Source organism: Hyella patelloides LEGE 07179 (assembly GCF_900659865.1).
GTDB lineage: Bacteria > Cyanobacteriota > Cyanobacteriia > Cyanobacteriales > Xenococcaceae > Hyella > Hyella patelloides.
In genome coordinates this window covers 1-25,150 of record NZ_LR213792.1, presented here as the reverse complement: position 1 = coordinate 25,150, position 25,150 = coordinate 1, and the positions used below count along the sequence as shown (strand labels likewise).

Here is a 25,150-nt window from a genome sequence, read left to right as displayed (position 1 = left end):
CAAAGTAGAGGTGGAAGTTTACAGAGAGATTGAAAAGCTGCACCAGCTAGTTACCAATCATCAGATGCTACTTAATCAGGAAGCTCCCTGGCTATTTCTGGCAATTATTGCCTGCTGGGGAATTCCAATCCCATTTTTAAGCCTGCGACTTCTGGCAGCTGGGTTTGTGCTTAATATATTTTTCTATTGCAAAATAGGACACAGGAAAGACGGTAGAAAAGAAAACTTTCTCAAAACCGCAGATAGAATAGAAGCGACAATAAAGTCGTCAAGCTTCGACAAGAAGACACAGGAGTCAATGTTCTTCAAGCTTCAAAATTTAAGGGAATGTATAAAAGGAATCTCTGCTTATAAAAATACATGGATATTCTCAACCTGCATGTTTTTCTATGGTTTATCCTTTGCAATTTTCGCGGATTCAATTATTGTTTCAATACGTGACAGAATTTTGGCGTTGTTATAGTAAGCGTTGGGTAGAGCATATCTTTGAACTCAATTAACCTGTCTATATTTGAGACGCGATATAAACTCAAAAAAATACTCGCATTTCAATCCAAATCTAATCCTTTGAAGATGGGATTGTTGTAATCAAAGCCTTAAAGTAGAGCAAGACGTTAATAAGTCTATTTAATATTGAGTACAAGCAATAATAAATCAAAAATCATCAAATCAGATCGGCGATAACCTTTAACTTGTCTCTATTTGAAGTGCGATCGCACTTCACTCTAATAACCAGCCAAATAATTCTCCTAAAGTTATAGGTCGTGGTGTCATCTGCTATAAACCTCCAGGTTAAAATGAAAAGATAACCAACGAAACGAGGTCAAGCCTATGACAGTGAGACAACCACGATACAGCAAAGAAGAATTTGCTCGACGTGGTAATGAGATTTATGAATCTCAGGTGCGTCAACAAGTAGAAGAAGGTAATGATGGCAAGATAGTAGCGATTGATATTGAAACAGGTGCTTTTGAAGTAGCCGATACACCAATTGCAGCAGTCGATCGACTCTACGAACGATATCCAGATGCTCAACCTTGGGTAATTCGGATTGGACATCGGGCAGTTTACCGTTTTGGTTCTCGTAGCCTAAAGAATTCACCATGATGCAAGGTTTCGTTAATCAAAATTGCGAAGCCATTATCCAAGTTGCAGTAGGTCATGCTAGTAAACGAAAGCAAATGGTTAAAGCTCTAATTGACACTGGTTTTACAGGTTTTCTTTCCCTACCACAATCCATTATTGCCTCTCTTGGATTACCTTGGCATTTCCGTGATGTTGGCACGTTAGGCGATGGAAGCGAGGTAATCTTTGAAATGTATAAGGCGAGTGTAATTTGGGATGGACAAGATCGGGTTATTGATGTTGCAGCTTCCGAAGCAGATCCGCTAATTGGAATGAGTTTACTGTATGGGTTTAAGGTTGAGATTGAAGCAGTTGAAGGTGGGATTGTTGCAATCAAAGCCTTAAAGTAGAGCAAGACGTTAATGAGTCTATTTAAATTGAGTACAAGCAATAATAAATCAAAAATTATCAACCCAGATCGGCGATAACCTTTAACCTGTCTCTATTTGAAAGGCGATCGCTCTATCTCTGAAAAGATTGTTATCATATCCAAGTTGTAATCTAAACAACATTAATATATGAAAAAATTCTTTAATTTATCCCATGCATGGTGTATATCCAGAAAGTTGACCCATAATAAATAGTTATGTGCCGTAAACTTTGGAAAGAGTAACCATGGATTCAAGTTTTTGGCTTCAGAAGTGGGAAAAAAATGACATTGGTTTCCACAAAAGTGAAGCTAACCCAGTGCTGGCGAAATATTTTGAAGAGCTTTCTCTATCGAAAGGCAGCCGTCTATTTGTGCCATTATGTGGCAAAACTCTCGATATCGCTTGGCTGCTTCTTGAGGGCTATCGTGTTACTGGTGCTGAATTGGTTGAAATGGCAGTCGAGCAGCTATTTGATGAGCTTGGTATGAAGCCCAAAATATCAAGAGTCGGAGAAGCAAGCCTCTATAGTGCAAAAGATATCAACATCTTTGTCGGCAATATCCTTGATGTATCTGGCGAAATCCTCGGCTCAGTAGATGCAATCTATGACAGAGCAGCTTTGGTAGCCCTGCCAGAAGAAATGCGTAATCGATATACAGCGCACCTAGCTGAGATTACGGGTAAAGCACCGCAGTTGCTAGTTACCTATGAGTACGATCAAAACCTGATGGAAGGTCCTCCATTTTCAATTAGTAACGAAGAAGTAGAGCGACACTATAGCGATAGTTATGATTTATCTCTTATTGTAAGCACTGATGTTGCTGGTGGATTGAAAGGAAAATGTGCAGCAAAAGAGAACGTTTGGCTGCTTCAGAAACACCAGTGAATGTTCTCTCAAGTACAAATATCACAGATAATAAATAGTTAGCGGTCTAAGAATGGTACAAAACAGGAAGCAGCAAGACGTTAATGAGTCTATTTAAATTGAGTACAAGGAATAGCCCATCAAGAATCATTAACTCAGATCGGCGTTAACCTTTAACCTGTCTATATTTTAGACGCGATCGCTCTTTACTTCAGTAACCAACTAGCCTAAAGTTAACCCAAAAGCCATAGTAAAATCGGGTACGGGTATAACATCCTTTGCTACTTCTTGCCTCTATTTTTTAGTATTATTAAAGGGTAATCAAAGTTCAGAATAACTCAATAGCGGATATGGATTATCGAGATATAATCACGATTGAGCCTGGAAAGCGGAGTGGTAAACCTTGTATCCGTGGGATGAGGATTACTGTCAGCGATATTCTAGAATATCTTGCAGGTGGCATGACAGAATCAGAAATTCTTGAAGACTTTTCAGAACTAACATCCCAGGATATTAAAGCTTGCCTTGCTTTTGCAGCTGATCAGGCGAAGCCTGGCACTGCGTGATCGCGAGAAAAAGTTATTTATCGTGTCCCTGTGAAACTGCTCTTAGATGAAAACCTATCAGATCGAATTATCCACAGAATTGTCGATTTGTATCCCAATTCCGAGCATGTTAAGACTCTAGGGCTGATAAATACGGATGACGCAATTATCTGGGAATATGCAAAAACCAATGGTTTTGCGATCGTTTCTAAAGATTCTGATTTTTATCAGCGCAGTTTGCTTTATGGTCATCCGCCCAAATTTATTTACCTTCGTATTGGTAACAGTCCAACCTCAAAAATTGTTCAAATTTTGAGAGATAATTTCGATACGATCTCTGAGTTTGAAGTTCGAGAATCGGAAAGTATTTTAGTGTTGGCATAGTGTGAAATCATAGCCTAATCATCTGGTTACTTTTTAAATTAATGCGAGCACTGTTCACTCTAAATTGAGTACAAGCAATAACAAATCGAAAATTATCAACTCAGATCGGCGATAACCTTTAACCTGTCTATATTTGAGGCGCGATCGCCTTTAGGGTTAAATAGCTACTTAAATATATCCGTACTAACTCAAAAAAATACTCGTATCTCGATCCCAATCCAATCGTTCAAGACTTTCAAATACAGGGCTGAGGATTTTGAGTACACGTTTAATTATATTAATGCAAACGCCTCAAATCCTTATTTTTCAAGCAGTCTGATATAAATTGAGTTTAAGGTGAACAATAGCAAATGACAAATGACAAATGACAAAACTATAACAATCCCAAATCCTGTAAACATAGTCTAGTAACTTCTAATCTTGCTGGGAGAGCGTTTTCCGAATCCATATCTAGATTGGTAGCAAAGAAATAAACATTGTCGTTTTGCTCTAGGTAACCCACATACCAACCGATGCTAGGTGTGGTAGAAGCAGCCCATCCCGTTTTTGCCCGAAGCACATAATCAGGTGTTTGTTCGGCGATCATAATGTCTTTCACCAGATCCATAGTTCGTTGGTCAAAAGGTAAGTCATTTTGATAAAAACGGCGTAGAAAATCAATTTGCTCTTGAGGTGTAATTCTTAATTCTCCTGAGAGCCAAAACTTGTCAATATCTTCTTTTGCACCAATATTTTGATTGCCATATTGAATTTTATTCACGAAATCCTGCATCCTTTGATGACCAATTCTACGAGCCAACACCTGATAAAACCAAACGGCGGAATACTTGAAAGCAAGACTAATGTTTAAATCTTGATTCCATTCTTTGATGGGAGAATCAGGCAAACCTCTTTCAATTCCATCCCAAGTAAGAACAGCGACATCATCTTTAATTACTTCAGTTTCTAAAGCAATTAAAGAATTAGGAATTTTATAGGTTGAAGCAGGGAGAAAAGCAGTGCTATTACGACTGGGATTATGTTCATAGAAGCTATCTCGATCGCGATCGTAAATGATAATCGAGCCATTAACCCCTAAATCATCAAAATGCTGCTTAAAATCAACTGTTTGCTCTATTTCTGGTGTATTTTGTGAATAAACTCGATGTTCTTGAACAAACCAACTACCAACTACAGCCAAAACCAATAGCAATAACAGATTGAGCAGTTTTTTCATAATTACACTTGTAACAAAAGCGATTTTAAATTTACCAGGTTATCTGTTTTTTACCAACAACTAATAACTATTCCCACTCGCGATGCTAATAACTGTAAGGGCGAACTACGGTTCGCCCCTACCAACCCCAACAAATCAAATTCAGAAATAAAACAATGACGACTCAACCCATTTCCAACGAAGTAGCCCTCAGAATTGCCTTAGCAGCCAAGGTATTACCTAACGTATCTGTCGGAGATTTAATTGAGGCTTTGCAAACCAATCTCGACGATGAAGAAATTACCGAGAAATCCCTCAGTAAACTTACAGTCACCCAATTTAAAAAATCCTTTGGCAAGATGTACGAAATTGACGGTGAAGAAGAAGGAGAAAATGTTGATAACAGTGACATGGAAGCTTTTAAAGAAGCGGTACGAATCCTCTGGGGTGAAACAGGTTATTTCGAGCAATCTTCACCCATCGAACCATATGAAGAGGGTGATATGCCCAACTCCATTAGAATTGCCGTCGCTTCCAACACCGCAGAACAATTAGACGGACACTTTGGTTCTTGCCATCGTTACTTAATCTATCAGCTATCGGCAGACGAACTTAAATTAATCGATGTTCGCTCAGCAATAGAAGCCGATCTTGCGGAAGAAAAAAATACTTACCGAGTCAATTTAATTAGAGATTGTCCCGTACTCTATATTATGTCCATCGGTGGTCCTGCTGCTGCTAAAGTTATTCAAGCTTATATTTATCCCATGAAAGTATCTCAGGGTGGTTCGGCAAGAGAAATCTTAGCAGACTTACAAAAAGCGATCGCAACTTCTCCTCCACCTTGGTTAGCCAAAATTTTAGGCATTGGGACAGGTGAAAGGGTGAAAAATTATAAAGCTGTTAGTGGATAGGGGCAAACCAACCTTCGCCTGTACAGTAGTTAGTCATCGATCATTGGTCATTAATGTTTACATGAATAACGAAGAACAAAAGATAAAAGACAAACTCAGAAGGATAAATTATGAACATACAAAAAAATAAACAGCGTATTCGAGAAATTCAACAGATAACGGGATTAAGACCAACCCACTTTGCCGATTTGATTCGAGTGGCTCAATTAATTTACGATCCCAGTGGCGGTGTATCGGGTAAAATCGTCGAGGTTGACTGGTTAACTTTTGGTATTCCTAGAGGAGTTGCTGGCAATTTGCGATCGCTAGGACAACAATATCAATACGAATCTCCCCATGTTTCTCCTGACTTAGTTTGGGATGAATTGACTCCAGAAACTCGCAGTTGGTTTATCGCTCACAAGAGTATTTTATGGGAAATTGAAGAGTCGTTTCCCGCTTTGGATGAAGACTAGAACGATTAACCATATTATCCCGCTTGACGAGCGCGGGGATGGGGGGACTTCAACAAACCACAGTTAACTGTGAGAGACAAAACAGAAAACCAGAAAAGTCCCCCCTATCCACCCCTGCCGAGGCTTCCTCGGCAAAGGAACGCCCTAAAGGACTTCCTTCGGTCGCGCGAGTGTTGACGGGACTAACCACTAACAATTAACCACTAACCACTAACCATTATGCAAGTTTTAGGAGCATTTAATAAATTCGAGCAGTGCGTTCTCAATATGGCTCTGATTAATATCTGCGATAGCGAGAGTTATGTTGGTCAAGAAATGCGGGGACAATATAATGCTTGGAAACGAACGACTGATGAAACAGTATACAATCCCTGGCTAGATATCCATAAGTTTACGATTTATCTACCCCATCCCGATCAAGAGTACGAAGATGTCACCTTAGAAGAAGGACTGACCAAAGGGTATAACATTGAAGTTGAACCAGTTAAAGACCCCAGTAAGCTGGTTTATAACATCCCCGAAGGAGGACATTTTGTAGTCGTTCTCAAACAGAGACTAGTTAATGGGAATTTTGAGATCGCTGCTACTGGTATTTTTGTTCGCTCATTGGGCATTCTCAGTCTTGATGTTATTGTCGATCCCGACGAAGGGGAATATCAATCGCTGATGGTTAAACATCCCATAATTAGAGACTATCCCCAAGACTGGGAAACCAAATTGAAAATGTTTTTACAAGGTGAAATCAGAGGAGAAGAATTGTCTCGCGTGGTGGGATATGTAGATCGCGGTTTGAATCGAGATTTTAGACCCCCTTCTTGGAATGAGGTTTACTTAGGAGCAAGTGGCTTTGCAGGGTTTTAAAATCGCGCTAGCGATTAGCTGTAAGCTTTCTTGCTATTAGCTATTAGCAAGACTTGCATAGTGGGGGAATCAAACCTGGCTTATAAGTAGGTCGGGGGAATTAAACTCAACTATATTTAGTTTTGTAAAGTAAGTCTAATCGTTTAATTAATATCAAGCCGAAGGAATTTTACATTTTGTTACATAGTTTAGATTATTTATGTCTGCCTACTTAGCTGGTTAAATTGACTAAAAATAATACCAATTCCTCTTCACTAAAATTATCCCCTTGTACTAATTCTTAAATTAGGTAGCGAATCGCAAATAACTCCCATGGAGAGAGTCCTGAGAGGGTGTTTCCTCTCGCGCAATTTTAGGTGAAAACCTGCTTTCTCAGACTATTTTCAGAAACTACTTTCATAATGATATCTATCACAAGAATCACAAGAATAGATATCACGATACCATTATGAAATTTTCTCTCTGGGCGACTGCTACTTTTATGGCATTAGGACTCTTTATTCCTTCTAAGGTTCATAGTTTTGAAAGGACGACCCTTATGGAGGAGCAAGCATCAACTAGTTCTCTTGTCAGTCACCATCAAGCATCAACTGGTTTTCTTGTTAGTCACCATCATCATCGACGGGGTTCTTTCAGACATAGAAGACATAGAAGACATCGTTTTCACCGAGGAAGCTCATTTCGAGGATACTCTCCACGTCACCGAAATTTTAGGCGATCTTCTCGCCGTCGTTTTCGTAGAAGACCATCTTTAGGTGTTTTTATTCGCATTTAGCTCTCGAAAAAACTGTTACTTGAGTCTTGAATTCTAAAAAGCTGCAATCTAGGGGTTAGAGCTAGCTCCTATTTTTCAATGAGGTATTGTTTGCCATCATGTAAAACTGATACCAGTTCTCAAAAATAGCTAGATAGATAGAAAATTATTTCTAATTGACGAAAAAACACTCAAACTACTGTTTACACTAACTCCTGACTCGGTGACGGGCGTGACTCCTAGCTTTAAACCTTCATCTGAATCGATAAATAATAGAATCGGTAGAAGAACTAAAGTTGCTGATGAAGCAACAAAAGACTGGATTAGGGTGTGCCAAGGTACAAAGTCTTTATCTGCTGAAAATTAAAGTAGTAGAAAATATTAACTATTGCGATCGCTCTGGTTCATCAATCTAGATGATGTTAGAGAAAAAGTTGCTAATACCTTAAATTCCTTAGAGCAGGAAGTTATTATTTCTTTAGCGAACTGGAAATTTTTGGCTGATGCCTTATCTCTCTAGGGGGCTTTCCTCTTGGTTTGTCTTCGGTTCAAGACTATTTGCTTGTTGATTCGACCCACCACTTCCCGATTCAACCTTTTGCGGAAATGTACCAACATTGAGGCTTCAATTGACATACTCACACGACCAAGCTGACGCTATGGTCGCAGAATCTCTAAGGTAGAGAAATCTACGAACACACCAATTACGGTGTCATGCTGGCACTGTCAAGGCGACCCCAATACTTCTCGGTTAAGCATTAAGCGGAATTAAAAATCGCAAAAGTAAGTTGTTTTGGTGGAATGGATTTCTCTTGATGAAGAGGTTTTTTGGAAGGGAATTTGGAACGAGTTTTCTTGCTCCGTCCTATACGCGCTCGGAGACCTCAGCGCGGGCGGTGCGCTTTTTGACTACTCTGGTATTCTGCCTGCCTTGTCTTGGAGGAATTTGTTCGGCTAGGATGTCTTGGATTAACCGTGAGAAAAAAAGGGCAGTTGCTCATCTTTCAAGTCTTGAAAATTAGGAATGGCTCGACGAATAACCTTGAGAGTACCAGTAAAACCGAGACGCAAAGGAGAAATATTAGCTTGTTGGGAAGCTTGAAACATCAAAGAACGAATTGCATAGTGACCTAAGAGCCAACCATAAATTTCTTGAACAACTTCACGAGGTTTGAGGGAACGAATGGGAGTTTTACGTCCCAAAAGGTGAGTTTTGAGTTCATCAATGGTATTTTCGCACCTCCCATCGCTGATGATATTGTTGCGCCAAAACAGGGCAGGAAACAGAGTCAAATTCATTAAGCTAGTAATTAAACGATAAGTTTTAAGATCTCCATTAGTTTCAATAGTATATTCAATAACTCGAACTTGTATTTTGCTTAAACCCTTTTTTTTCGACTTGCGATCGGGATTAATCCAACTCAAATAAGAACCATCATCTAATTCTCATTACGCACGTCTAGACGTAATACATAGAGCTATAAGATTATAGCGATCGCATATCTCAGAGAGATGACCAAAGCCGAGATTTTTTAAGTATTTTAAATAGTTTCCAGGGAGCTAAAACTCAGATAAAATAACTCTAATAAAAGTAATTGTTAAAGTTTGATTTTAATGAGTCAATTAGCCAATATTGAAGTTCAAACAATTAATCATTTAGGAATAATAGCTGGTCTAATAGATGAAATAGGGATAGTAGAAATAATCAATGAACAGTTAGGGATTAAAGCTCAAGAAAAGTTAAATAGTGGAATAATTGTTAAAAGTATAATTTTAAATGCTATGGGGTTTGTCTCAAGACCCTTATCTTTATTCCCTCAGTTTTTTAATGATAAGGCGACAGAACATCTCTTCGGAGCGGGAATATGTCCCGAATATTTTAATGATGATAAAATTGGTAGAGTTATGGATAAACTCTACAAAATTGGCTTGAATAAAATATTTTTGGCAATTGCTTTGAGAGCTTGTAAAAGAATAGGTCGTCAATCATCAATATTCCCCTTTATTAGTTTATACTATCGGGCAAAGACAACTTAGAGCCAACCTAAAACAGAACAATACAGGGGTTAAAAATCAATTAGGTTCATTAACAGATAAACCCACTCTACGTTGGATATTTCAAGGCTTTCAGGGCATTCATTTAGTTGTTTTCAATGGAGTAAAACAAATTGTAAATCTGACTGATTCTTGAATTAAAACTATTAATTATTTTTCCAAGCATTGTCAAAAATATGATATTTTATCTGGCTAGTAATCAGATTTTTATTTAATATTTTAAACCTAAAAAGAGTGAAAAATAATATTCTCTTGCACAGTTATTCTCAATAACTATCGATTAATGATAATAAGTTGAAATCAAAGTATTTTGTCGCGCTTCGATCGCCTGTTCCTGGTTGCCGAGCCAGCATTAAAAGTATTAAAAGTGCATTCAGACTCATACTTTTTACCAACTACAAACTGAAGTGCGTAATGAGAAATCTAAAACTTGATGAGCAGGGAATTTAACGTTAGCTGGTACTCTTCCTAAATACTGACATTTTTGGGTTAATGTACAACTAACCATTTGATAAGAATGAAATCCTCTGTCCCACATTAACAGCATGGATTCACTCACCGAACGTAGTAATTTTATAGCTCTGACTCTTTCTCCAATTCGATAAGGACATAAAAGTGCATCTGTAATTAAATGTGTTCGGAGCTTCAATAAGTAAAACTACGCGAACTTTTGGAAAAGCTGCCCTTGTTCCTTTTCGACTCCCAGGATAACCAAACACTTTGGCATTAGCTTTACTATCAGGGACATCTAATACCGTTCCATCTATCGCCATTACTCTTAGTTCCCCCAGAAATGCACCAATCGTTGTCGGATTTGCCAAGGGTCGCACCATTGAGTTAAATAACTGACTCATTACCTGACAACCTAATCTTTGCCTCGTCTCACTTATTGAAGAACTAGTCGCAATACCGTTCGGTTAAGCCCCCCAGCCCCCAACTTTGAGGGAGTTATATTTGTGAAAGTCCCCCAGGATTGGGGGATTTAGGGGGCGGACAAAATAACTTGAGATACTAACCGAACAGTATTGGAACTAGTCGGAGTTTTCCAAGATTGTCCCAATTTTGTCCATTGTCTACTCAATCCGTTGACTAAATTTTTTAGAACTGTCGTCATTGAATCAGATGACCAGTAGCTCATCGCAATGACTAAGCACACTACCAAGCTTGAGGTTAGCTTTCTTTTTCGTGATTCAAAGCTATTGCTTCTCTCTAAGGCTTGCTCAATCATTTTTGGTGTAATGACTGTTTCTATCGCTTGAAATACTTCTGAAGCTTTTAGCTTAGGATTAATCAAAGAAAATTCTTTAAGTTGCAAATTTTATCCTCAAATTCTATTAGTGCTTAATCTCGATTAGTTTAAACGATTTTTGGCTTAACCGAGAAGTATTGGGAGTTGATTCTATTTTAAAACTAATAAACCATTTGTTGGCTCTTTTACTAATAGTTACAGATTTTGGGTTAGTGCCTTGAGGTAATCTTTCATAAGTCTTTAACCATCCAATTCTAGGGACTTTAATTCTGTTAGGTTCTACATTGATTGAGCCATCTAACGTAAAACTATCCGACTTACCTTTTTTCTTGAAGCGTGGTGGTAATTTAGTTTTCTTAAAACAATCATCCCAAGCTCTTCTTAAATGCCTTAAAGCATATTGTGGCGCACATTTTGAGACTTCATAATACCAAGAATATTCTGGTTTTACTAGAGCTACTAACCATTTGTGTAAATCAATAGAGGTCGGAAATTTAATTTTTGCTTCTGGATTATTTTTATTATTATCTAGAATATTCTTGGTTAAACTTAATCCCCAATTCCACGCGTGTCTGGCTACTCCTGCGTGTTTAGCTAAGAGAATTTTTTGTGTATTATTCACTTTTAATTCTGTCTTAAACCCTAACAGCATTTTTAAAAGATCTTATCAGCTACTTCTCTTAACTCTTTAACTAATGCCTTGTTTTTATAACTTCTGCTTCCATATAATCTAGCACTAAATACGGTAATTATTTCTAGTACGTCTTGAGCTAAATCTTCCTCAAATGTTGAATCTTCTGAACGATTAATAATTACTACCTCCGTGCCATATATTTCACAAAGCATAAATATTAGTTCGCTACCAAATCTTAAGAGACGGTCTTTATGACTTAAAACTAATCTTTCCACTTGATATGTGCAGATTAATTTGATCAATCTAATCAAACCTTTTTTCTTGTAGTTCATTCCCGAACCCAAGTCTTTAATTAGTTCAAATGACCAACCTTGTTTGGCACAGTAAGCTTCAAGTACCATTGCTTGACGCTCCAAATCTTTTTTTTGGTCTATTGAACTGACTCTAGCATAAACTACAGTAAGACTTGCATCGGATTTGTTACCTAATAATTGACTAACATCGAATCTTCTATGACCTCCTTCTGTTCTAGTCGAACGGATTTTGCCCGACTCTTCCCATCTACGAATGGTTTTAGTCGATACACCTAGTAACTCTGCTGCTTCTTTTACTCCAATCAAGTTAGACATGAACATATAATATCAAAATATTTGTCTAACTATGTTAATTATTGTCTAATTATTTGAGTTCAGTTTTTAACCCTAAAAAGTATTGTAGATCTGGGGCTGTCTCCTGAATCGCATTCAAGAGACAGCCCCGTTCGTTTTACAATAGAGTTCCGTTCCATCTTCGGATAATATCAAGCGGAATCGAGATAATTGCTGACTTCGATCTCCACTCTCTACTTTATCTACTTTAATTTTCCCCACCCACTTTAAGCGGGCGTTTCTCACCCGAAATGAGCTATTCCTCTATATCATTATCATTCTTTTTGCCAGACTTACGACCAGATTTTTTCTTATTGGACTTATCTTCGTTAGTCAAGCCAGTATACACTCTTGCAGTTTGGTCGTCCACAATCATGTTGGCATCATCACTCAAGTTTTGGTAAGAACGCAATGCAGCATCAGGACTACCAACATTATCTTCGCTTCCCATACGGAAATTGTCAAAATCTCCATTGTAACTACCATATAAGGAATTATTACGGAATCCTGAACCATCAAGATCGTTTCTCATAGTACCAGGCTCTTCATGGGTATTAAAGCCAGTTCCCGCAGGGATTAAACGACCAATAATGACGTTTTCTTTAAGTCCTCTAAGCCAATCAGATTTACCCTCAATAGCAGCCTCAGTCAAAACACGGGTTGTTTCTTGGAAAGAAGCAGCAGAGATAAAGCTATCAGTATTTAAAGATGCTTTAGTAATACCTAGTAGTACTGGAGTATATTGTGCTGGCGCACCTCCTGTAATAGACATCGCATCGTTAACCTGCTCAATTTCCCGTAGTGCTACCAACTCTCCAGGTAACATTACGGTATCTCCTCCATCATCAACTTTAACCTTAGAAGTCATTTGACGGACGATAACCTCAATATGTTTATCAGAAATATCAATTCCCTGACTTTGGTATACAGATTGCACCTGGTCTACTAAAAACGTTTGGGCTTTTTGTAAACCAATCAAAGAAGCTTCATAGCAACCTTTTTCTTCCAGATAGTAGTTAAAGAAGACCTCTAAAATTTCGTGAGGATTGGCAATACCATCAGTAATTCTTTCTCCGACACCCACTTTTTGTCCATCAGAAACCATCGAGTTTTGGTTGGGAGCGACAGGGTAATCGCTGATAGTCCCATCATCTTCAATAATCTTGATATCTACGGTTTCTCCTTCTTCATAAACTACTTGGCAAACCCCAGGACGACGACTTAAGATACAACCCTCTTTAGGTTTTCTTGCTTCTAGTAGTTCTTCAATTCGGGGTAAACCTTGAATAATATCCCCAGTTTTAGAGCGTTCAAAGACTAGTAGTACCAAGTTATCTCCCCTTTGAACCAAATCACCATCATCAATGTGTAAAACTGCACCAGAAGATACCCGATAAGGACGAGCATTCCTCATCACGATACTGGTTTTACCTTTTTCCCTCTCCACTAATTCCACAATCTGTCCAGATTCAGTAAGCTTGAATCCTGGTGCAATTTCTGCTTCTGAAACCATCAGGTCTTCTTCTTTACATTTCAGTTCACTCTTAGCAATATCTATTTCGTGAGTTACAAGATCGGACTCTCGCATAATTAGGATACGACGAATTGCTTCTCCTCCCTGACGAATACCTCGTACTTCTCCTGCTGATTTACATTGAATTTCAGTTTGAGCAATAGTTTCTCCAGGAAGGATTTCTTGACCATCTTCTACTAGCACTCTAGTTTCAATACCACCACTGTAGGGGTCAGCATCAGTATCACGTCGTAGTACTAATGGCTCAACGATCACCATCTGGAATCTTTGAACTTCGGGGTTTTCAGGGTCTGGTTGGAGTTCAATATCTGCACTCAAAGTACCCAGAATATCGATGTTATCAAGATTTTCAATTTCAGCAATCAATTGAGTAGTCAATAAAGATAGCCCATCAACAGATTTAACTCGCTCTCCATCTTTAAAATAAAGCTTTTGAACTGCTTTTAATTCAATTTGGCGACCATCTGCTTTGTTAATAGATACTTGAGAAGGAACATAAGGTTGATCTGTAACTTGAAACTCTTTCACAGGACGCAATAAAAGTGCTGCTCCTTCTGTAGTCTCAACAATCTCTCCATACTTTAATTCTTCAACTGTTACCCCTGGTAAAACCTCTGTTCCTGGCTGGACTAACTGTCCGTCTAATGAGGGGTCTACTTCATCAAGAAGATGTATTTCTCCTGGTTTAATGATGATTTCTCGTAAAATGTCATTTTTCTGGATTACTTCGGCTACCCCTGAAGATTGAGCAAAAACTTCTTTTACTACTTCAGTTCCCGCTTCAACATATTCTCCATCTTTGACAATCAATAGTGAAATATCTTTGTTGACTTCATGACTTTCTTCGGGAATCCAGAGAATCGTACCGCCTTTGGTAACTTCGTAACCCTGCTTACGTCCACCTTTACCAATTTCAATCCCAGCATACTTTATAATACCACCAGTTTCCGTTGTATAGCGATCGTCAATCATTTCTGCAATGACTTGAGCATTTTGAACTTTAGTACCTGGAGTTGTTTTCAGGGAGAATTTTTGATTATCCGCAGTATGGATAACGTACTGTTCTCGACCGCTATCGCTTTCAATATTAACTTCTGCTTGATCTAATACTACTGATGCGGTGACAATTTCAATTTCCCGACTATTGGGCTTCATTCTCACCACACCACCATTAGCAGAAGTCAGTCTAGTTCGAGCTAATACTTCTCCTGGTTGAACTAGATCCCCATTTTTCACAGACGGTTCTGCACCAGGTAACAAGTTATACACTTCTCCTGAGAGAATCCACAACAATCCCGCTCGCTGGGCTATATTAGTTGTGTTTCCTTGGCGGTCGGATTTTTCTCCTGGGTTGAGATTATCAAATAAAACTTCTCCTGCTAGATTAGAGGTTACGTCTTTAGTAGCTCTTTCTGTGGATTTTTTGGCAGATACTTTGGCTACTTCAACTAAGAGTTGTCCTGCTGTTACTTCTTCTCCATCAGTGACATAAATTATAGAACCACCAGTCAGAGGATAAGTAATTTTCTTACCTTTTTTGGGTACGAGAACCAAATTACCTGCTGTTTCTACCTGTTGCCTTTCATCCCCATGACGAGTTCTTACCTGACGAGTAGTAAGACCCTTGGCATATTCGATGGTCGCATCTTTATCAGCCTTAATCAGACGGGCTACTTCTGCTGTAAAAACACCTCCAGTGTGGAAGGTACGCATGGTTAGCTGTGTGCCAGGCTCCCCAATAGATTGGGCTGCAATAATCCCTACCGCTTCACCCATATCTACCATTTTGCCGTGTGCCAGACTCCAACCATAACATTGCTGACACACAGAACGAGCAGCTTCACAAACCAACGGCGATCGCACTATAACAGATTCACAACGACGACCAATTTCTAGAGATAAGTCGGCATCCATGTTTTGATTGCGTTTAGCGACCACTTCTCCAGTTTCAGAATCAAGGGCATCTTCTCCCAAAACTCTACCAAATAAGCGATCGGATAAGGGAATTAGGGTGCGTTCCCCATCTTTCATGGCTTCGATCCTAATTCCTCTTTTCGTTCCGCAATCTACCTCGCGGACAATTACATCTTGAGAAACGTCTACCAAACGACGGGTTAAATATCCAGAGTCAGCCGTTCTTAATGCAGTATCAACTAGACCCTTTCTTGCGCCGTAAGAAGAGATAATGTACTCGGTTACAGTTAAACCTTCACGAAAATTAGTTTTAATTGGCTGGTCAATGATTTCCCCTTGAGGATTTGCCATCAAACCGCGCATTCCTACAAGCTGACGCACCTGAGAAAGATTACCCCGCGCCCCACTAAAAGCCATCATATAGACAGAGTTAAGTGGATCAGTAGCTTTAAAGTTCACAACAACTTCATCTTTAAGACTTTCAGAAGTGCCATTCCAAGTATCAATAACTTTTTGGAATCGCTCTACTTCTGTAATTTCTCCTTTGGCATAACGTTCTTCTGTTTTCCTGATTTCTACTTCCGCAGCATCCAGCATCTGTTGCTTAATCGGCGGAACTTTGAGATCGTCAACACTAATGGAAACCCCTGCTTTTGTAGCATAGCGAAAGCCCATTTCTTTCAGTTTGTCCGCCATAGTAGCAGACTTAGCCGAACCATGATTAGTGTAAGCCCAAGCCATTAATTTTTTAAGACGACCTTTATCCACGATGCGGTTGTAAAATTTCATGCTCTATCCTTAGCTTTATTTTTTCAGTCTTGATAATATTTTTTAGGTGTTATTCAATCGCTTCTTGAATGGTCTGGTTATAGATGATCCTACCTATTGTGGTATTTACATACTGAGTAAGTTGTTCTCCACTAGCTGATTCTCGTACAAATCTTTGACGATAGTATTTAATGACACTGCCATCAGATAACTGTTCTTCATTCTCTACTTCATTATCGGGTTCTGTAGTGTCTACTTCTCCCTCATAACGCAACCAGACATAGGTATGTAAATCTACTAATCCTTGTTCAAAGGCTTTAATCGCATCATCCATACTGCCGAAACGTTGACCTTCTCCTTTTGTCGCTTGGGGATTCTCCGCAGTCAGATAATAGCAACCCAAAACCATATCTTGAGAAGGTGCGACAATGGGTCTACCTGTTGCTGGAGAAAGAATGTTATGACAAGCGAGCATTAACAATCGAGCTTCTGCTTGAGCCTCTAAAGATAAAGGTACGTGAACTGCCATTTGATCTCCGTCAAAATCCGCGTTAAAAGCAGGACAGACCAAAGGATGCAACTGAATTGCACGACCTTCGACAATAATCGGTTCAAAGGCTTGAATACCCAGGCGGTGTAGAGTAGGCGCACGGTTTAACATGACAGGATGCCCTGTAATGACTTCTTTGAGGACTTCAAATACTTGTGGCTCTCCTCTTTGAATCAGTTTTTTAGCTGCTTTGATATTGTTCACCATGCCATTTTGAATCAAGCGGTGAATTACAAAGGGCTGGAATAACTCAATTGCCATTTCTCTTGGCAAACCACACTGATATATTTTCAGGTTAGGCCCGACTACAATTACAGAACGACCAGAATAGTCAACCCTTTTACCCAGTAAGTTTTGACGGAAACGTCCCTGTTTCCCTTCAATAATGTCAGATAAAGATTTTAGAGGTCGATTATTTGCTCCCACAACCGTCCGACCACGACGACCGTTATCGATTAAAGCGTCTACCGCTTCTTGCAGCATTCGTTTTTCATTTCGCACAATAATCTCTGGAGCGAGAATTTCTTGTAAACGAGCCAAACGATTATTACGGTTAATTACTCGACGATAGAGGTCGTTAAGGTCAGAAGTAGCAAATCTACCCCCATCTAATTGCACCATCGGGCGTAAATCAGGAGGAATTACAGGAATTGCCGTTACTACCATCCATTCTGGACGCGCCCCCGTAGCGATAAAGTTATCAATAACTCGTAATCGCTTAATTAATTTGGCTCTTTTTTGCCCTTTAGAGTCATTAATTTCTTCTCTAAGTCTTTCGGCTTCTGAGTCTAATTCAACTTCTTCTAGTAGCCTTTGTACGGCTTCTGCACCAATTCCAACTTCAACCCCAATAAGTTCTGAATCTTCACTGTAGAGTTGTTCTTCAATCTCAATCCACTGGTCTTCTGTCAGTAGTTGCTTGCAAGAAAGATTTTGAGCATTGCCAGGGTCGAGAACGACATAAGCATTAAAATAAACAATCTGCTCCACATCTCGCAGAGGCATATCCAGAATGATGCTGAGATAACTAGGTATGCCCTTGAGGTACCAAACGTGAGTTACGGGGGCTGCTAGTTTAATATAGCCCATGCGGTGACGGCGCACTCTAGATTCTGTAACTTCTACCCCGCAGCGTTCACAGACAATACCTCTGTGGCGAACTCTTTTGTATTTACCACAATGACATTCCCAGTCTTTTGCAGGACCAAAGATCCGCTCACAAAATAAGCCATCCATTTCTGGCTTCAAAGTACGATAGTTAATCGTTTCTGGCTTGGTAACTTCCCCTACCAATTGCCCATTGGGTAAAGTTCTTTCTCCCCATTGTCGAATTCTTTCTGGAGAAGCAATCCCGATTTTAACGTAATCAAAGCGTTGTTCTTGTTGGTTTCTCATCTCTTAGCAAAATTATAATTAGCAATCAGTTAAAGGAAATTAAACCTTAAATATGTTCTTAATTCCCTAAAAATATAAATTATTGAATTCATGGGGAGACTGCGAAAGATGCTGCTTCAAACTATTAACTACTGATTTCAAAAACATCCCCACAGACTGCCAGAATCATTAGCCAGGACGAAGCACTTAATGAAGGAGAAGGAAGATTGATTGCTAGTCTCTTTACTCTTAGTTCCTCCAATCCCCTTTCTTTAGTGAGCATTTTAGGCTTCTTCTTCCTTTAAATTCTCTCGATTCATAGATTCGTAAGTAGGTCGATTGGGAGTACGACGGGAACTATCTGCCATCAAATTAACCTCCACATCTTTACTTTCTCCCGTTTCTCGATCTATATCCAGCTTGTGAACCGCAATATCCAGACCTAAAGACTGTAATTCTCTCATCAGTACCTTGAAAGATTCTGGGGTACCAGGACGGGGAATGGGTTTACCTTTAACAATGGCATTGAGAGCTTCATTACGACCCTGCATATCATCAGATTTCACGGTCAATAATTCTTGTAAAGTGTAGGCTGCGCCGTATGCTTCCAATGCCCATACTTCCATCTCTCCAAAACGCTGACCACCTTGTTGGGCTTTACCACCAAGAGGTTGCTGTGTAACCAGAGAGTAAGGACCAGTAGAACGAGCGTGAATCTTATCGTCTACTAAGTGAACCAGTTTCAGCATATAAGCCCTACCTACTGTTATAGGACGATCGAAAGGTTCTCCTGTTCTGCCATCAAAGACTTGAATCTTACCAGGATTGTTTTCATCAAAAACCCAATCTTTGCCTGGCTTCCGAGATGCGTCTCTAATTTTGCCGTGAACAGTTTCGCGGGAGGCTTCTTTGCCATACATCTCATCAAAGGGAGTAATCTTAAATCTCATACCCAAGTTATCCCCTGCCCAACCCAGAAGACATTCAAATATTTGCCCTACATTCATGCGAGAAGGTACACCAAGAGGGTTTAAAACAATATCAATGGGTGAGCCATCTGGTAAGTAGGGCATATCTTCAATAGGCAGAATACGCGAAATGATTCCTTTGTTTCCATGACGACCTGCCATTTTGTCGCCTACTTGAATTTTCCTTTTTTGCGCAACATAAATACGGACTACCATGTTAGCTCCAGGAGGCAGTTCATCTCCTTGTTCTCTGGTAAATACCCGCACATCAACAACTCTTCCTTTTTCCCCGTTGGGAACACGCAACGAGTTATCGCGAACATCTCTAGCTTTTTCCCCAAAAATTGCTCGCAAGAGTTTTTCTTCTGGTGGTTGGTCAGATTCTCCTTTGGGAGTTACTTTACCCACAAGAATGTCACCTGCTTCTACCCAAGCACCAACGTGAATGATGCCTCGCTCATCTAAGTTACGCAGCGTATCTTCACTTACATTAGGGATTTCTCTGGTAATTTCTTCTGGACCTAATTTTGTTTGACGAGCTTCAATTTCAAATTTTTCGACGTGAATACTGGTGTATACATCGTCATAAACTAATCTCTCGCTCAGCAAAATCGCATCTTCGTAGTTATAACCTTCCCAGGGCATATAAGATACCAAGACATTTTGCCCTAGAGCTAGTTCCCCTCCTTCTGTAGAAGAGCCATCAGCCAAAACTTGTCCAGGGACAACATCTTCGCCAACATAAACTAAAGGACGCTGGTTGAGACAGGTATCTTGGTTAGAGCGTTGATATTTCTGTAAACGATACTCAATTTCTCTTCCAGGGGCAGGAGTGTGTTTTTCATTTTCTCCTTCTGTAACTTTTATCCTGACAACCATGGCATCCACAAAAGAGACAATGCCGTGAGTGCGTGAGACTACTACCATCCCTGAGTCTCTGGCTGCTTGAGCTTCTAAACCTGTACCCACTAGAGGGCGTTCGGGGCGTAATAGGGGAACGGCTTGGCGCTGCATATTAGAACCCATTAAGGCTCTATTGGCATCATCGTGCTCTAAAAAGGGAATCATGCTTGTGGCAACCGAGACAATTTGAATCGGGGACACCGCCACATAATCAACTTCTTCTGCGCTACAGGTATCGAATTCTTGACGATAACGAATGGGAATAGTTTCTGCTACGATGTAACCATTTTCATCTGTGGAAACGTCTCCAGGAGCAACCCTCAAATCATCTTCTTCATCCGCAGTTAAGTAAACGGGTTTATCATCTCTAATGACTTTCCCCTCTTGAACAGGATAGTAAGGAGTTGCAATAAACCCGTAAGGATTGACGCGAGCATAGGTAGCTAATGAGCCAATTAATCCAGCGTTAGGGCCTTCTGGGGTTTCTACGGGACAAATACGTCCGTAATGAGAAGGATGAATGTCTCTGACTGCAAACCCTGCTCTTTCTCTAGTTAAACCTCCAGGCCCTAAAGCAGAAAGACGACGTTTGTGAGTTAATTCAGCTAAAGGATTGGTTTGATCCATAAACTGAGATAGTTGTGATGACCCAAAAAACTCTTTAATTGCTGCGACTAAAGGTTTGGGGTTAACTAAAGCAGCAGGAGTTAAGCTATCGCTTTCACTCACTGTCATCCTTTCACGAATGATTCTCTCAAGACGATTTAAACCTACTCTGACTTGATTTTGCAATAACTCCCCTACAGAGCGCACGCGACGATTTCCTAAATGGTCAATATCATCAGTACTACCACCATCGAATTCTAGGTTAATTAAATAGTCGATCGCAGCTAAAATATCTCCAGGGGTTAAAACTCTAAAAGTATCCGCTACGGTGAGCCGTAATTTTTTATTGAGTTTATAGCGACCCACTCTACCTAAGTCATACCGTTTAGGATCGAAGAAACGGGATTCTAAAAGTTGTTTTCCGCCATTGACTGTAGGAGGCTCACCAGGACGTAACTTGCGATATAATTCTAGTAAAGCCTCTTCTTCTGAGGGATTACCTTCTTTCTCTAAAGTCTTCTCAAAAAAGTCAGGATGGCGTAATCCATCCATTATCTCATTATCTGTCAGTCCGATCGCTTTGAGTAATACTTGAGCGGATAATTTGCGAGTCTTATCAATTCTGACCCAGACTAAGCCATTTTTATCAGTTTCAAATTTCAACCAAGCTCCTCGGTTGGGGATTAAAGAAGCAGAATAGGTTCTACGACCATTTTTATCGGTTTCTGCTTTGTAATAAACCCCAGGGGAACGTACAATTTGGTTAACAATTACCCTTTCTGCACCGTTAATGATGAAAGTTCCACGTTCTGTCATTAATGGCAAATCACCAATGAAAACTTTCATCTCATTGATTTCACCAGTTTCTTTATTAATCAGACGAGTAGGGACATACATCTGTACGTTGTAAGTACTGTCTCTGCGTTTTGCCTCATTAACGTTATATTTTGGTTCTTTAAGCTGGTAATTTTCCCCTATAAAATGTAACTCAAATTTACCCGTATAATCAGCGATGGGGGAAAAACTATTGAGTTCTTCGATTAAACCTTCTTCAAGAAACCAACGAAAACTAGAGCGTTGAATTTCAATCAGGTCTGGTAGCAGACTGTGGGATATATTGGTCATAAGAAGTGATAGCTGGTAGATGTTTCTGAATCTTGTTCTGGAATCTTGCGTTCGAGAACCTGGGTCAACTTAAGTGAGAGAATTACTCCCAATTTTCACTGCTGGTATTTTTCAAATTAGTAATTTGTAAGTTTAATGGTTTATTCTGTAAAAATCTTTTATTATAATGTCTGATTGCCAGAACATTTGTCATTAGTTATCTAGTCTAAGATACCCTAACTTGCTTCAGTCAGCTCGATCTTAAAAAGGCGACAAGCATTGCTGGTTGTTTGTTGAGCTAACTCTTCCAGGGAAATTCCTCGTAAATCAGCCAGTTGTTGGGCAACATACTTGACAAAGGAAGGTTCATTGGTTTTACCTCTTTTGGGAACTGGAGCAAGAAAAGGACAATCGGTTTCTATTAGTAGGCGATCTTGAGGTACTATGGTTGCTGATTCTTTGATTTGTTTTGCCTTTTTGAAGGTAACAGTGCCACTAAAGCTAATATAAAAACCTAAATCTAAAAACCATGCTGTCTCTTCAGGAGTTCCTCCCCAACAATGCATCACCCCTCTGACTACTCCTCTTTCTCTTTGGAAGTTTTCGATAATTTCTTTAAGTTGAGGAGCAGCTTCGCGACAATGGATAATTACTGGCTTGTTTAATTCCCGAGCAACTGCTAACTGAGATTCTAAAGCCAACTTTTGTTTTTGATAATTATTTGCTTTGTAGAAATCTAAGCCTGTTTCTCCAATAGCAACCACACGACTGTCAGAACTTGCCAGTGTCTTAATTTGTGAGGCTGTTTTTTCCGTCCACCGATCTACGTCTAGAGGATGCAAACCCACTGCAAACGACAATTCAGGGAACTTGTCTGCTAGAGACTGAATTCCCTGAAACTCTTTGGGTTCTACACAAGAATGTACTAAATGGACTACACCTGCCTCTCGCCAACGTTGTTCTAGCGAACTAAGATTTCCCTGAAAGACATCAAAATTGATGTGAACATGGGTATCGATCAATTGCATAAGTTTAGCGTACTGCTGGCTAGTAATTAGTAACTTTGTATGATGTATGTCAACTACTTTATCTGTTCAGTTATTTTAGAGATATTCTCTAAATTCCGCTTAAGAATCAAAGTCTTTTGCTCAAGATGCAGTTGCTTGTGCCATAGCTTTAGCTAGCCGAGACTTTTTCCTCGCGCCATTGTTACGGTGCAAGACATTTCGCTTAACTGCTTTGTCTATCTTGCTATAGGCTTCTGACATTGCCTTGTTAGCAGCTTCCATATTTTCTGCTGTTGGTTCTACCTTGTAACTATCTACTGCGTTAAAATAAGTCTTCATTAAAGTTCTTAGAGCAGATTTATAAGTTTTGTTTCTTAAGCGATTACGCTCTGCTATAGCGATTCTTTTGATTGCCGATTTCGAGTTAGCCACAATATTTAATTTATTTATTTCGAGAAAATGCTTTCTGTAAGGTTAATCAGAGGATTATTAATATAGATCAGAACTCTTAATATAGCAGATTATGCTCGATAATGTCAAAAAGAAAACAGAAAGTAGTTAATGGGCATTAAGTATTAGAAGCATCAGGGGATTAATTAAGCTTTTTTTCTGAGTAAAAATACGGGGATTTTGCGATTTATTATGGTTAATCTTACGGTCAAACTACGATTCTTGCTAAGCTAGAGGTATTACAAAGTAGCTAGAACGGATATAGGGACTCAATGCTGCGCATAATCAATCGGCAACTTGATGCAGAAAGAGAACTCAAGCGTATTGGGGATCGCACTTTTAGCGGTGAGATCGAACCCCAAGAAAAGGCTGTCAAAGAAATTGTCACTACGGTGAAAAATAAAGGAGATGAAGCCCTACTTGACTACACAGCCAAATTTGACCGACAAGTCTTAGAAGTAGTAAATTTGCGGGTAAGTGGTTCTGAGTTAGATGCTGCTTATCAACAGATATCTCAAGATTTGCTCCATGCAATTCAACTGGCCTGTCAAAAGATTGAAGCTTTTCATCGTCAGAGAGTGCCTAGATCTTGGGTGCAATTCAACGAAGATGATATAGTACTGGGTAAGCGTTATACACCAGTGGACAGGGCAGGATTGTATGTTCCAGGCGGAAGAGCTTCCTATCCTAGTACAGTACTGATGAATGCGATTCCTGCAAAGGTGGCTAAAGTACCGCGAATTGTGATGGTAACGCCTCCTGGGGAAGAAGGCAAGATTAATCCTGCGGTATTAGTAGCAGCCCAAGAAGCCGGTATTGAAGAAATTTATCGCGTGGGAGGAGCACAAGCGATCGCAGCTCTAGCCTATGGTACAGATACAATACCCAAAGTAGATGTGATTACTGGGCCTGGTAATATCTATGTCACCTTGGCGAAAAAGATGGTTTACGGTACGGTAGGGATCGACTCTTTGGCAGGACCGTCTGAGGTTTTAGTCATTGCCGATGAAACTGCTAATCCTACCCATGTGGCAGTAGATTTACTCGCTCAAGCAGAACACGATCCGATGGCTGCTGCAATTTTGATTACTACTGATGAGAAACTGGCGTATCAGGTACAGAAGGAAGTAACAAGAATGTTAGAAGGGCATCCTCGGAAAACTCTTACGGAAAAGGCGATCGCTAATTATGGTTTAGCTGTGGTCGTAGAGTCTTTGGAAGTTGCAGCTTATTTATCTAATTTATTTGCTCCAGAACATTTAGAGTTAGAAGTTAGTGACCCTTGGGGTTTAATAGAGAAAATTCGTCATGCAGGGGCGATTTTCCTGGGTCACTCCACTCCAGAAGCGGTAGGAGACTACTTAGCAGGTCCCAATCACACCTTGCCCACCTCTGGTGCAGCCCGCTATGCTTCTGCGTTGGGAGTAGAAACGTTTATGAAGCACTCTAGTTTGATTCAGTATTCTGATACTGCTTTAAAACAGATGTCTAGCACCATTCAAATTTTAGCTCAAGCAGAAGGTTTACCTTCCCATGGTGATTCTGTCAGATTGAGAACAGAATAAATCATTATGGAGACAACGCACGAACAACATCAATTAATTATTTTTACGGCTTTTGATAGCTCTTTATTTTCTCAAGAAGATAAGGGTTATCAATCTGCAATCTTAATATTAAAAAGTTGCAAAATGCGAATATCCCTTTGATATCTGTTAGTAGAAAAACCCATGCTAAGATAGCGAATTTACAAAAAGCTCTTAACTTGTACAATCTCGTGAGTAATCGTTCATTCCCCCCCCTAAAAAACCAGAAATCGAAGTCAAATAATTCTCAGAACAGCGAATTGATGTATGCTATGAATTATGGCTGGATTAGATAAAGATGACTTGGCACAGATGAATGAAGACTACTTCAAGTC

The 25,150-nt window shown here is 39.6% G+C and carries 20 protein-coding genes and 6 pseudogenes; 15 read left to right on the top strand and 11 right to left on the bottom strand.

Annotated features, from left to right (window positions below):
- Positions 1–10 precede the first annotated feature (10 nt).
- From H1P_RS06715 to H1P_RS06690, 6 genes are all read left to right on the top strand, one after another.
- Positions 11–463, top strand: coding sequence for a hypothetical protein (locus H1P_RS06715; RefSeq protein WP_144865379.1), 453 nt, complete (start codon positions 11–13; stop codon positions 461–463).
- Positions 464–831: 368 nt separating this feature from the next.
- A complete protein-coding gene (locus H1P_RS06710) occupies positions 832–1,107 on the top strand; it encodes a hypothetical protein (RefSeq protein ID WP_144865377.1) in 276 nt (91 codons plus the stop codon).
- Complete coding sequence (locus H1P_RS06705) at positions 1,104–1,475, top strand: clan AA aspartic protease (RefSeq protein ID WP_144865375.1); 372 nt, start codon at positions 1,104–1,106, stop codon at positions 1,473–1,475. Before H1P_RS06710 ends, H1P_RS06705 begins: the two co-directional genes overlap by 4 nt.
- A 265-nt stretch (positions 1,476–1,740) precedes the next feature.
- Positions 1,741–2,382 carry a thiopurine S-methyltransferase gene (gene tmpT / locus H1P_RS06700; protein WP_144865373.1) on the top strand — a complete coding sequence of 214 codons (642 nt, stop codon included), beginning with the start codon at positions 1,741–1,743 and terminating at the stop codon, positions 2,380–2,382.
- A gap of 329 nt (positions 2,383–2,711) precedes the next feature.
- On the top strand, positions 2,712–2,927 hold the full coding sequence (locus tag H1P_RS06695; protein ID WP_222426962.1) for a DUF433 domain-containing protein: 216 nt from the start codon (positions 2,712–2,714) through the stop codon (positions 2,925–2,927).
- Between the two features lie 30 nt (positions 2,928–2,957).
- Complete coding sequence (locus H1P_RS06690; protein WP_144865371.1) at positions 2,958–3,290, top strand: DUF5615 family PIN-like protein; 333 nt, start codon at positions 2,958–2,960, stop codon at positions 3,288–3,290.
- A gap of 373 nt (positions 3,291–3,663) precedes the next feature.
- On the opposite strand, the gene blaOXA is transcribed toward H1P_RS06690, so the two are convergent.
- A complete protein-coding gene (gene blaOXA / locus H1P_RS06685; protein WP_144865369.1) occupies positions 3,664–4,506 on the bottom strand; it encodes a class D beta-lactamase in 843 nt (280 codons plus the stop codon).
- Positions 4,507–4,661: 155 nt separating this feature from the next.
- On the opposite strand from blaOXA, the gene H1P_RS06680 reads away from it, so the two are divergent.
- From H1P_RS06680 to H1P_RS06665, 5 genes are all read left to right on the top strand, one after another.
- Complete coding sequence (locus H1P_RS06680) at positions 4,662–5,399, top strand: dinitrogenase iron-molybdenum cofactor biosynthesis protein (protein ID WP_144865368.1); 738 nt, start codon at positions 4,662–4,664, stop codon at positions 5,397–5,399.
- Between the two features lie 110 nt (positions 5,400–5,509).
- The gene (locus tag H1P_RS06675) at positions 5,510–5,854 is read left to right on the top strand and encodes a hypothetical protein (RefSeq protein WP_144865366.1); all 345 of its coding nucleotides are present in this window, start codon (positions 5,510–5,512) and stop codon (positions 5,852–5,854) included.
- A gap of 38 nt (positions 5,855–5,892) precedes the next feature.
- Positions 5,893–6,054 carry a hypothetical protein gene (locus H1P_RS35820; protein WP_186375868.1) on the top strand — a complete coding sequence of 54 codons (162 nt, stop codon included), beginning with the start codon at positions 5,893–5,895 and terminating at the stop codon, positions 6,052–6,054.
- Between the two features lie 19 nt (positions 6,055–6,073).
- Positions 6,074–6,715, top strand: a complete 642-nt coding sequence (locus H1P_RS06670; protein WP_144865364.1) for a hypothetical protein — start codon at positions 6,074–6,076, stop codon at positions 6,713–6,715.
- Positions 6,716–7,163: 448 nt separating this feature from the next.
- A complete protein-coding gene (locus H1P_RS06665; protein WP_144865362.1) occupies positions 7,164–7,490 on the top strand; it encodes a hypothetical protein in 327 nt (108 codons plus the stop codon).
- A 948-nt stretch (positions 7,491–8,438) separates the two neighbouring features.
- On the opposite strand, the pseudogene H1P_RS06660 reads toward H1P_RS06665, so the two are convergent.
- Positions 8,439–8,912 (bottom strand): annotated as a pseudogene (locus tag H1P_RS06660) (transposase); the annotation flags it as partial.
- 171 nt (positions 8,913–9,083) lie between these two features.
- On the opposite strand from H1P_RS06660, the pseudogene H1P_RS06655 reads away from it, so the two are divergent.
- Both H1P_RS06655 and H1P_RS39795 read left to right on the top strand, forming a co-directional pair.
- Positions 9,084–9,449 (top strand): annotated as a pseudogene (locus tag H1P_RS06655) (DUF4277 domain-containing protein); the annotation flags it as partial.
- A gap of 22 nt (positions 9,450–9,471) precedes the next feature.
- Positions 9,472–9,660, top strand: a pseudogene (locus tag H1P_RS39795) (IS1634 family transposase); the annotation flags it as partial.
- Positions 9,661–9,945: 285 nt separating this feature from the next.
- Here H1P_RS39795 and H1P_RS38120 read toward each other — a convergent pair.
- From H1P_RS38120 to rpsT, 9 genes and pseudogenes are all read right to left on the bottom strand, one after another.
- Positions 9,946–10,432, bottom strand: a pseudogene (locus H1P_RS38120) (transposase); the annotation flags it as partial.
- 128 nt (positions 10,433–10,560) lie between these two features.
- A pseudogene (locus H1P_RS06645) lies at positions 10,561–10,839 on the bottom strand (transposase domain-containing protein); the annotation flags it as partial.
- A gap of 64 nt (positions 10,840–10,903) precedes the next feature.
- Positions 10,904–11,425: pseudogene (locus H1P_RS06640) on the bottom strand (RNA-guided endonuclease InsQ/TnpB family protein); the annotation flags it as partial.
- A gap of 2 nt (positions 11,426–11,427) precedes the next feature.
- A complete protein-coding gene (locus H1P_RS06635; RefSeq protein WP_144865356.1) occupies positions 11,428–12,036 on the bottom strand; it encodes an IS607 family transposase in 609 nt (202 codons plus the stop codon).
- A gap of 274 nt (positions 12,037–12,310) precedes the next feature.
- A complete protein-coding gene (locus H1P_RS06630; RefSeq protein WP_144865354.1) occupies positions 12,311–16,291 on the bottom strand; it encodes a DNA-directed RNA polymerase subunit beta' in 3,981 nt (1,326 codons plus the stop codon).
- A gap of 49 nt (positions 16,292–16,340) precedes the next feature.
- Entirely contained in the window at positions 16,341–18,215 is a 1,875-nt protein-coding gene (locus H1P_RS06625; protein ID WP_144865352.1) for a DNA-directed RNA polymerase subunit gamma, read from the bottom strand.
- A gap of 263 nt (positions 18,216–18,478) precedes the next feature.
- On the bottom strand, positions 18,479–21,796 hold the full coding sequence (gene rpoB, locus H1P_RS06620; protein WP_144865349.1) for a DNA-directed RNA polymerase subunit beta: 3,318 nt from the start codon (positions 21,794–21,796) through the stop codon (positions 18,479–18,481).
- A 215-nt stretch (positions 21,797–22,011) separates the two neighbouring features.
- Positions 22,012–22,803 (bottom strand): TatD family hydrolase, encoded by a 792-nt coding sequence (locus tag H1P_RS06615; RefSeq protein ID WP_144865347.1) that lies wholly within the window; start codon positions 22,801–22,803, stop codon positions 22,012–22,014.
- Between the two features lie 120 nt (positions 22,804–22,923).
- A complete protein-coding gene (rpsT, locus tag H1P_RS06610; protein WP_144865345.1) occupies positions 22,924–23,214 on the bottom strand; it encodes a 30S ribosomal protein S20 in 291 nt (96 codons plus the stop codon).
- A gap of 290 nt (positions 23,215–23,504) precedes the next feature.
- Between rpsT and hisD the strand changes: the two genes are divergently transcribed.
- Complete coding sequence (gene hisD / locus H1P_RS06605; protein WP_144865343.1) at positions 23,505–24,797, top strand: histidinol dehydrogenase; 1,293 nt, start codon at positions 23,505–23,507, stop codon at positions 24,795–24,797.
- A gap of 6 nt (positions 24,798–24,803) precedes the next feature.
- Positions 24,804–24,938, top strand: coding sequence for a hypothetical protein (locus H1P_RS38810; protein WP_281291103.1), 135 nt, complete (start codon positions 24,804–24,806; stop codon positions 24,936–24,938).
- Positions 24,939–25,150 lie beyond the last annotated feature (212 nt).

Excerpts from the sequence above, each read along its gene's own strand:
- H1P_RS06710 (WP_144865377.1), top strand. The coding sequence starts at position 832 with ATGACAGTGAGACAACCACGATACAGCAAAGAAGAATTTGCTCGACGT.
- H1P_RS06705 (WP_144865375.1), top strand. The coding sequence starts at position 1,104 with ATGATGCAAGGTTTCGTTAATCAAAATTGCGAAGCCATTATCCAAGTT.
- tmpT (WP_144865373.1), top strand. The coding sequence starts at position 1,741 with ATGGATTCAAGTTTTTGGCTTCAGAAGTGGGAAAAAAATGACATTGGT.
- H1P_RS06695 (WP_222426962.1), top strand. The coding sequence starts at position 2,712 with ATGGATTATCGAGATATAATCACGATTGAGCCTGGAAAGCGGAGTGGT.
- blaOXA (WP_144865369.1), bottom strand. The coding sequence starts at position 4,506 with ATGAAAAAACTGCTCAATCTGTTATTGCTATTGGTTTTGGCTGTAGTT.
- H1P_RS06680 (WP_144865368.1), top strand. The coding sequence starts at position 4,662 with ATGACGACTCAACCCATTTCCAACGAAGTAGCCCTCAGAATTGCCTTA.
- H1P_RS06675 (WP_144865366.1), top strand. The coding sequence starts at position 5,510 with ATGAACATACAAAAAAATAAACAGCGTATTCGAGAAATTCAACAGATA.
- H1P_RS35820 (WP_186375868.1), top strand. The coding sequence starts at position 5,893 with ATGGGGGGACTTCAACAAACCACAGTTAACTGTGAGAGACAAAACAGA.
- H1P_RS06670 (WP_144865364.1), top strand. The coding sequence starts at position 6,074 with ATGCAAGTTTTAGGAGCATTTAATAAATTCGAGCAGTGCGTTCTCAAT.
- H1P_RS06665 (WP_144865362.1), top strand. The coding sequence starts at position 7,164 with ATGAAATTTTCTCTCTGGGCGACTGCTACTTTTATGGCATTAGGACTC.
- H1P_RS06635 (WP_144865356.1), bottom strand. The coding sequence starts at position 12,036 with ATGTCTAACTTGATTGGAGTAAAAGAAGCAGCAGAGTTACTAGGTGTA.
- H1P_RS06630 (WP_144865354.1), bottom strand. The coding sequence starts at position 16,291 with ATGAAATTTTACAACCGCATCGTGGATAAAGGTCGTCTTAAAAAATTA.
- H1P_RS06625 (WP_144865352.1), bottom strand. The coding sequence starts at position 18,215 with ATGAGAAACCAACAAGAACAACGCTTTGATTACGTTAAAATCGGGATT.
- rpoB (WP_144865349.1), bottom strand. The coding sequence starts at position 21,796 with ATGACCAATATATCCCACAGTCTGCTACCAGACCTGATTGAAATTCAA.
- H1P_RS06615 (WP_144865347.1), bottom strand. The coding sequence starts at position 22,803 with ATGCAATTGATCGATACCCATGTTCACATCAATTTTGATGTCTTTCAG.
- hisD (WP_144865343.1), top strand. The coding sequence starts at position 23,505 with ATGCTGCGCATAATCAATCGGCAACTTGATGCAGAAAGAGAACTCAAG.
- H1P_RS38810 (WP_281291103.1), top strand. The coding sequence starts at position 24,804 with ATGGAGACAACGCACGAACAACATCAATTAATTATTTTTACGGCTTTT.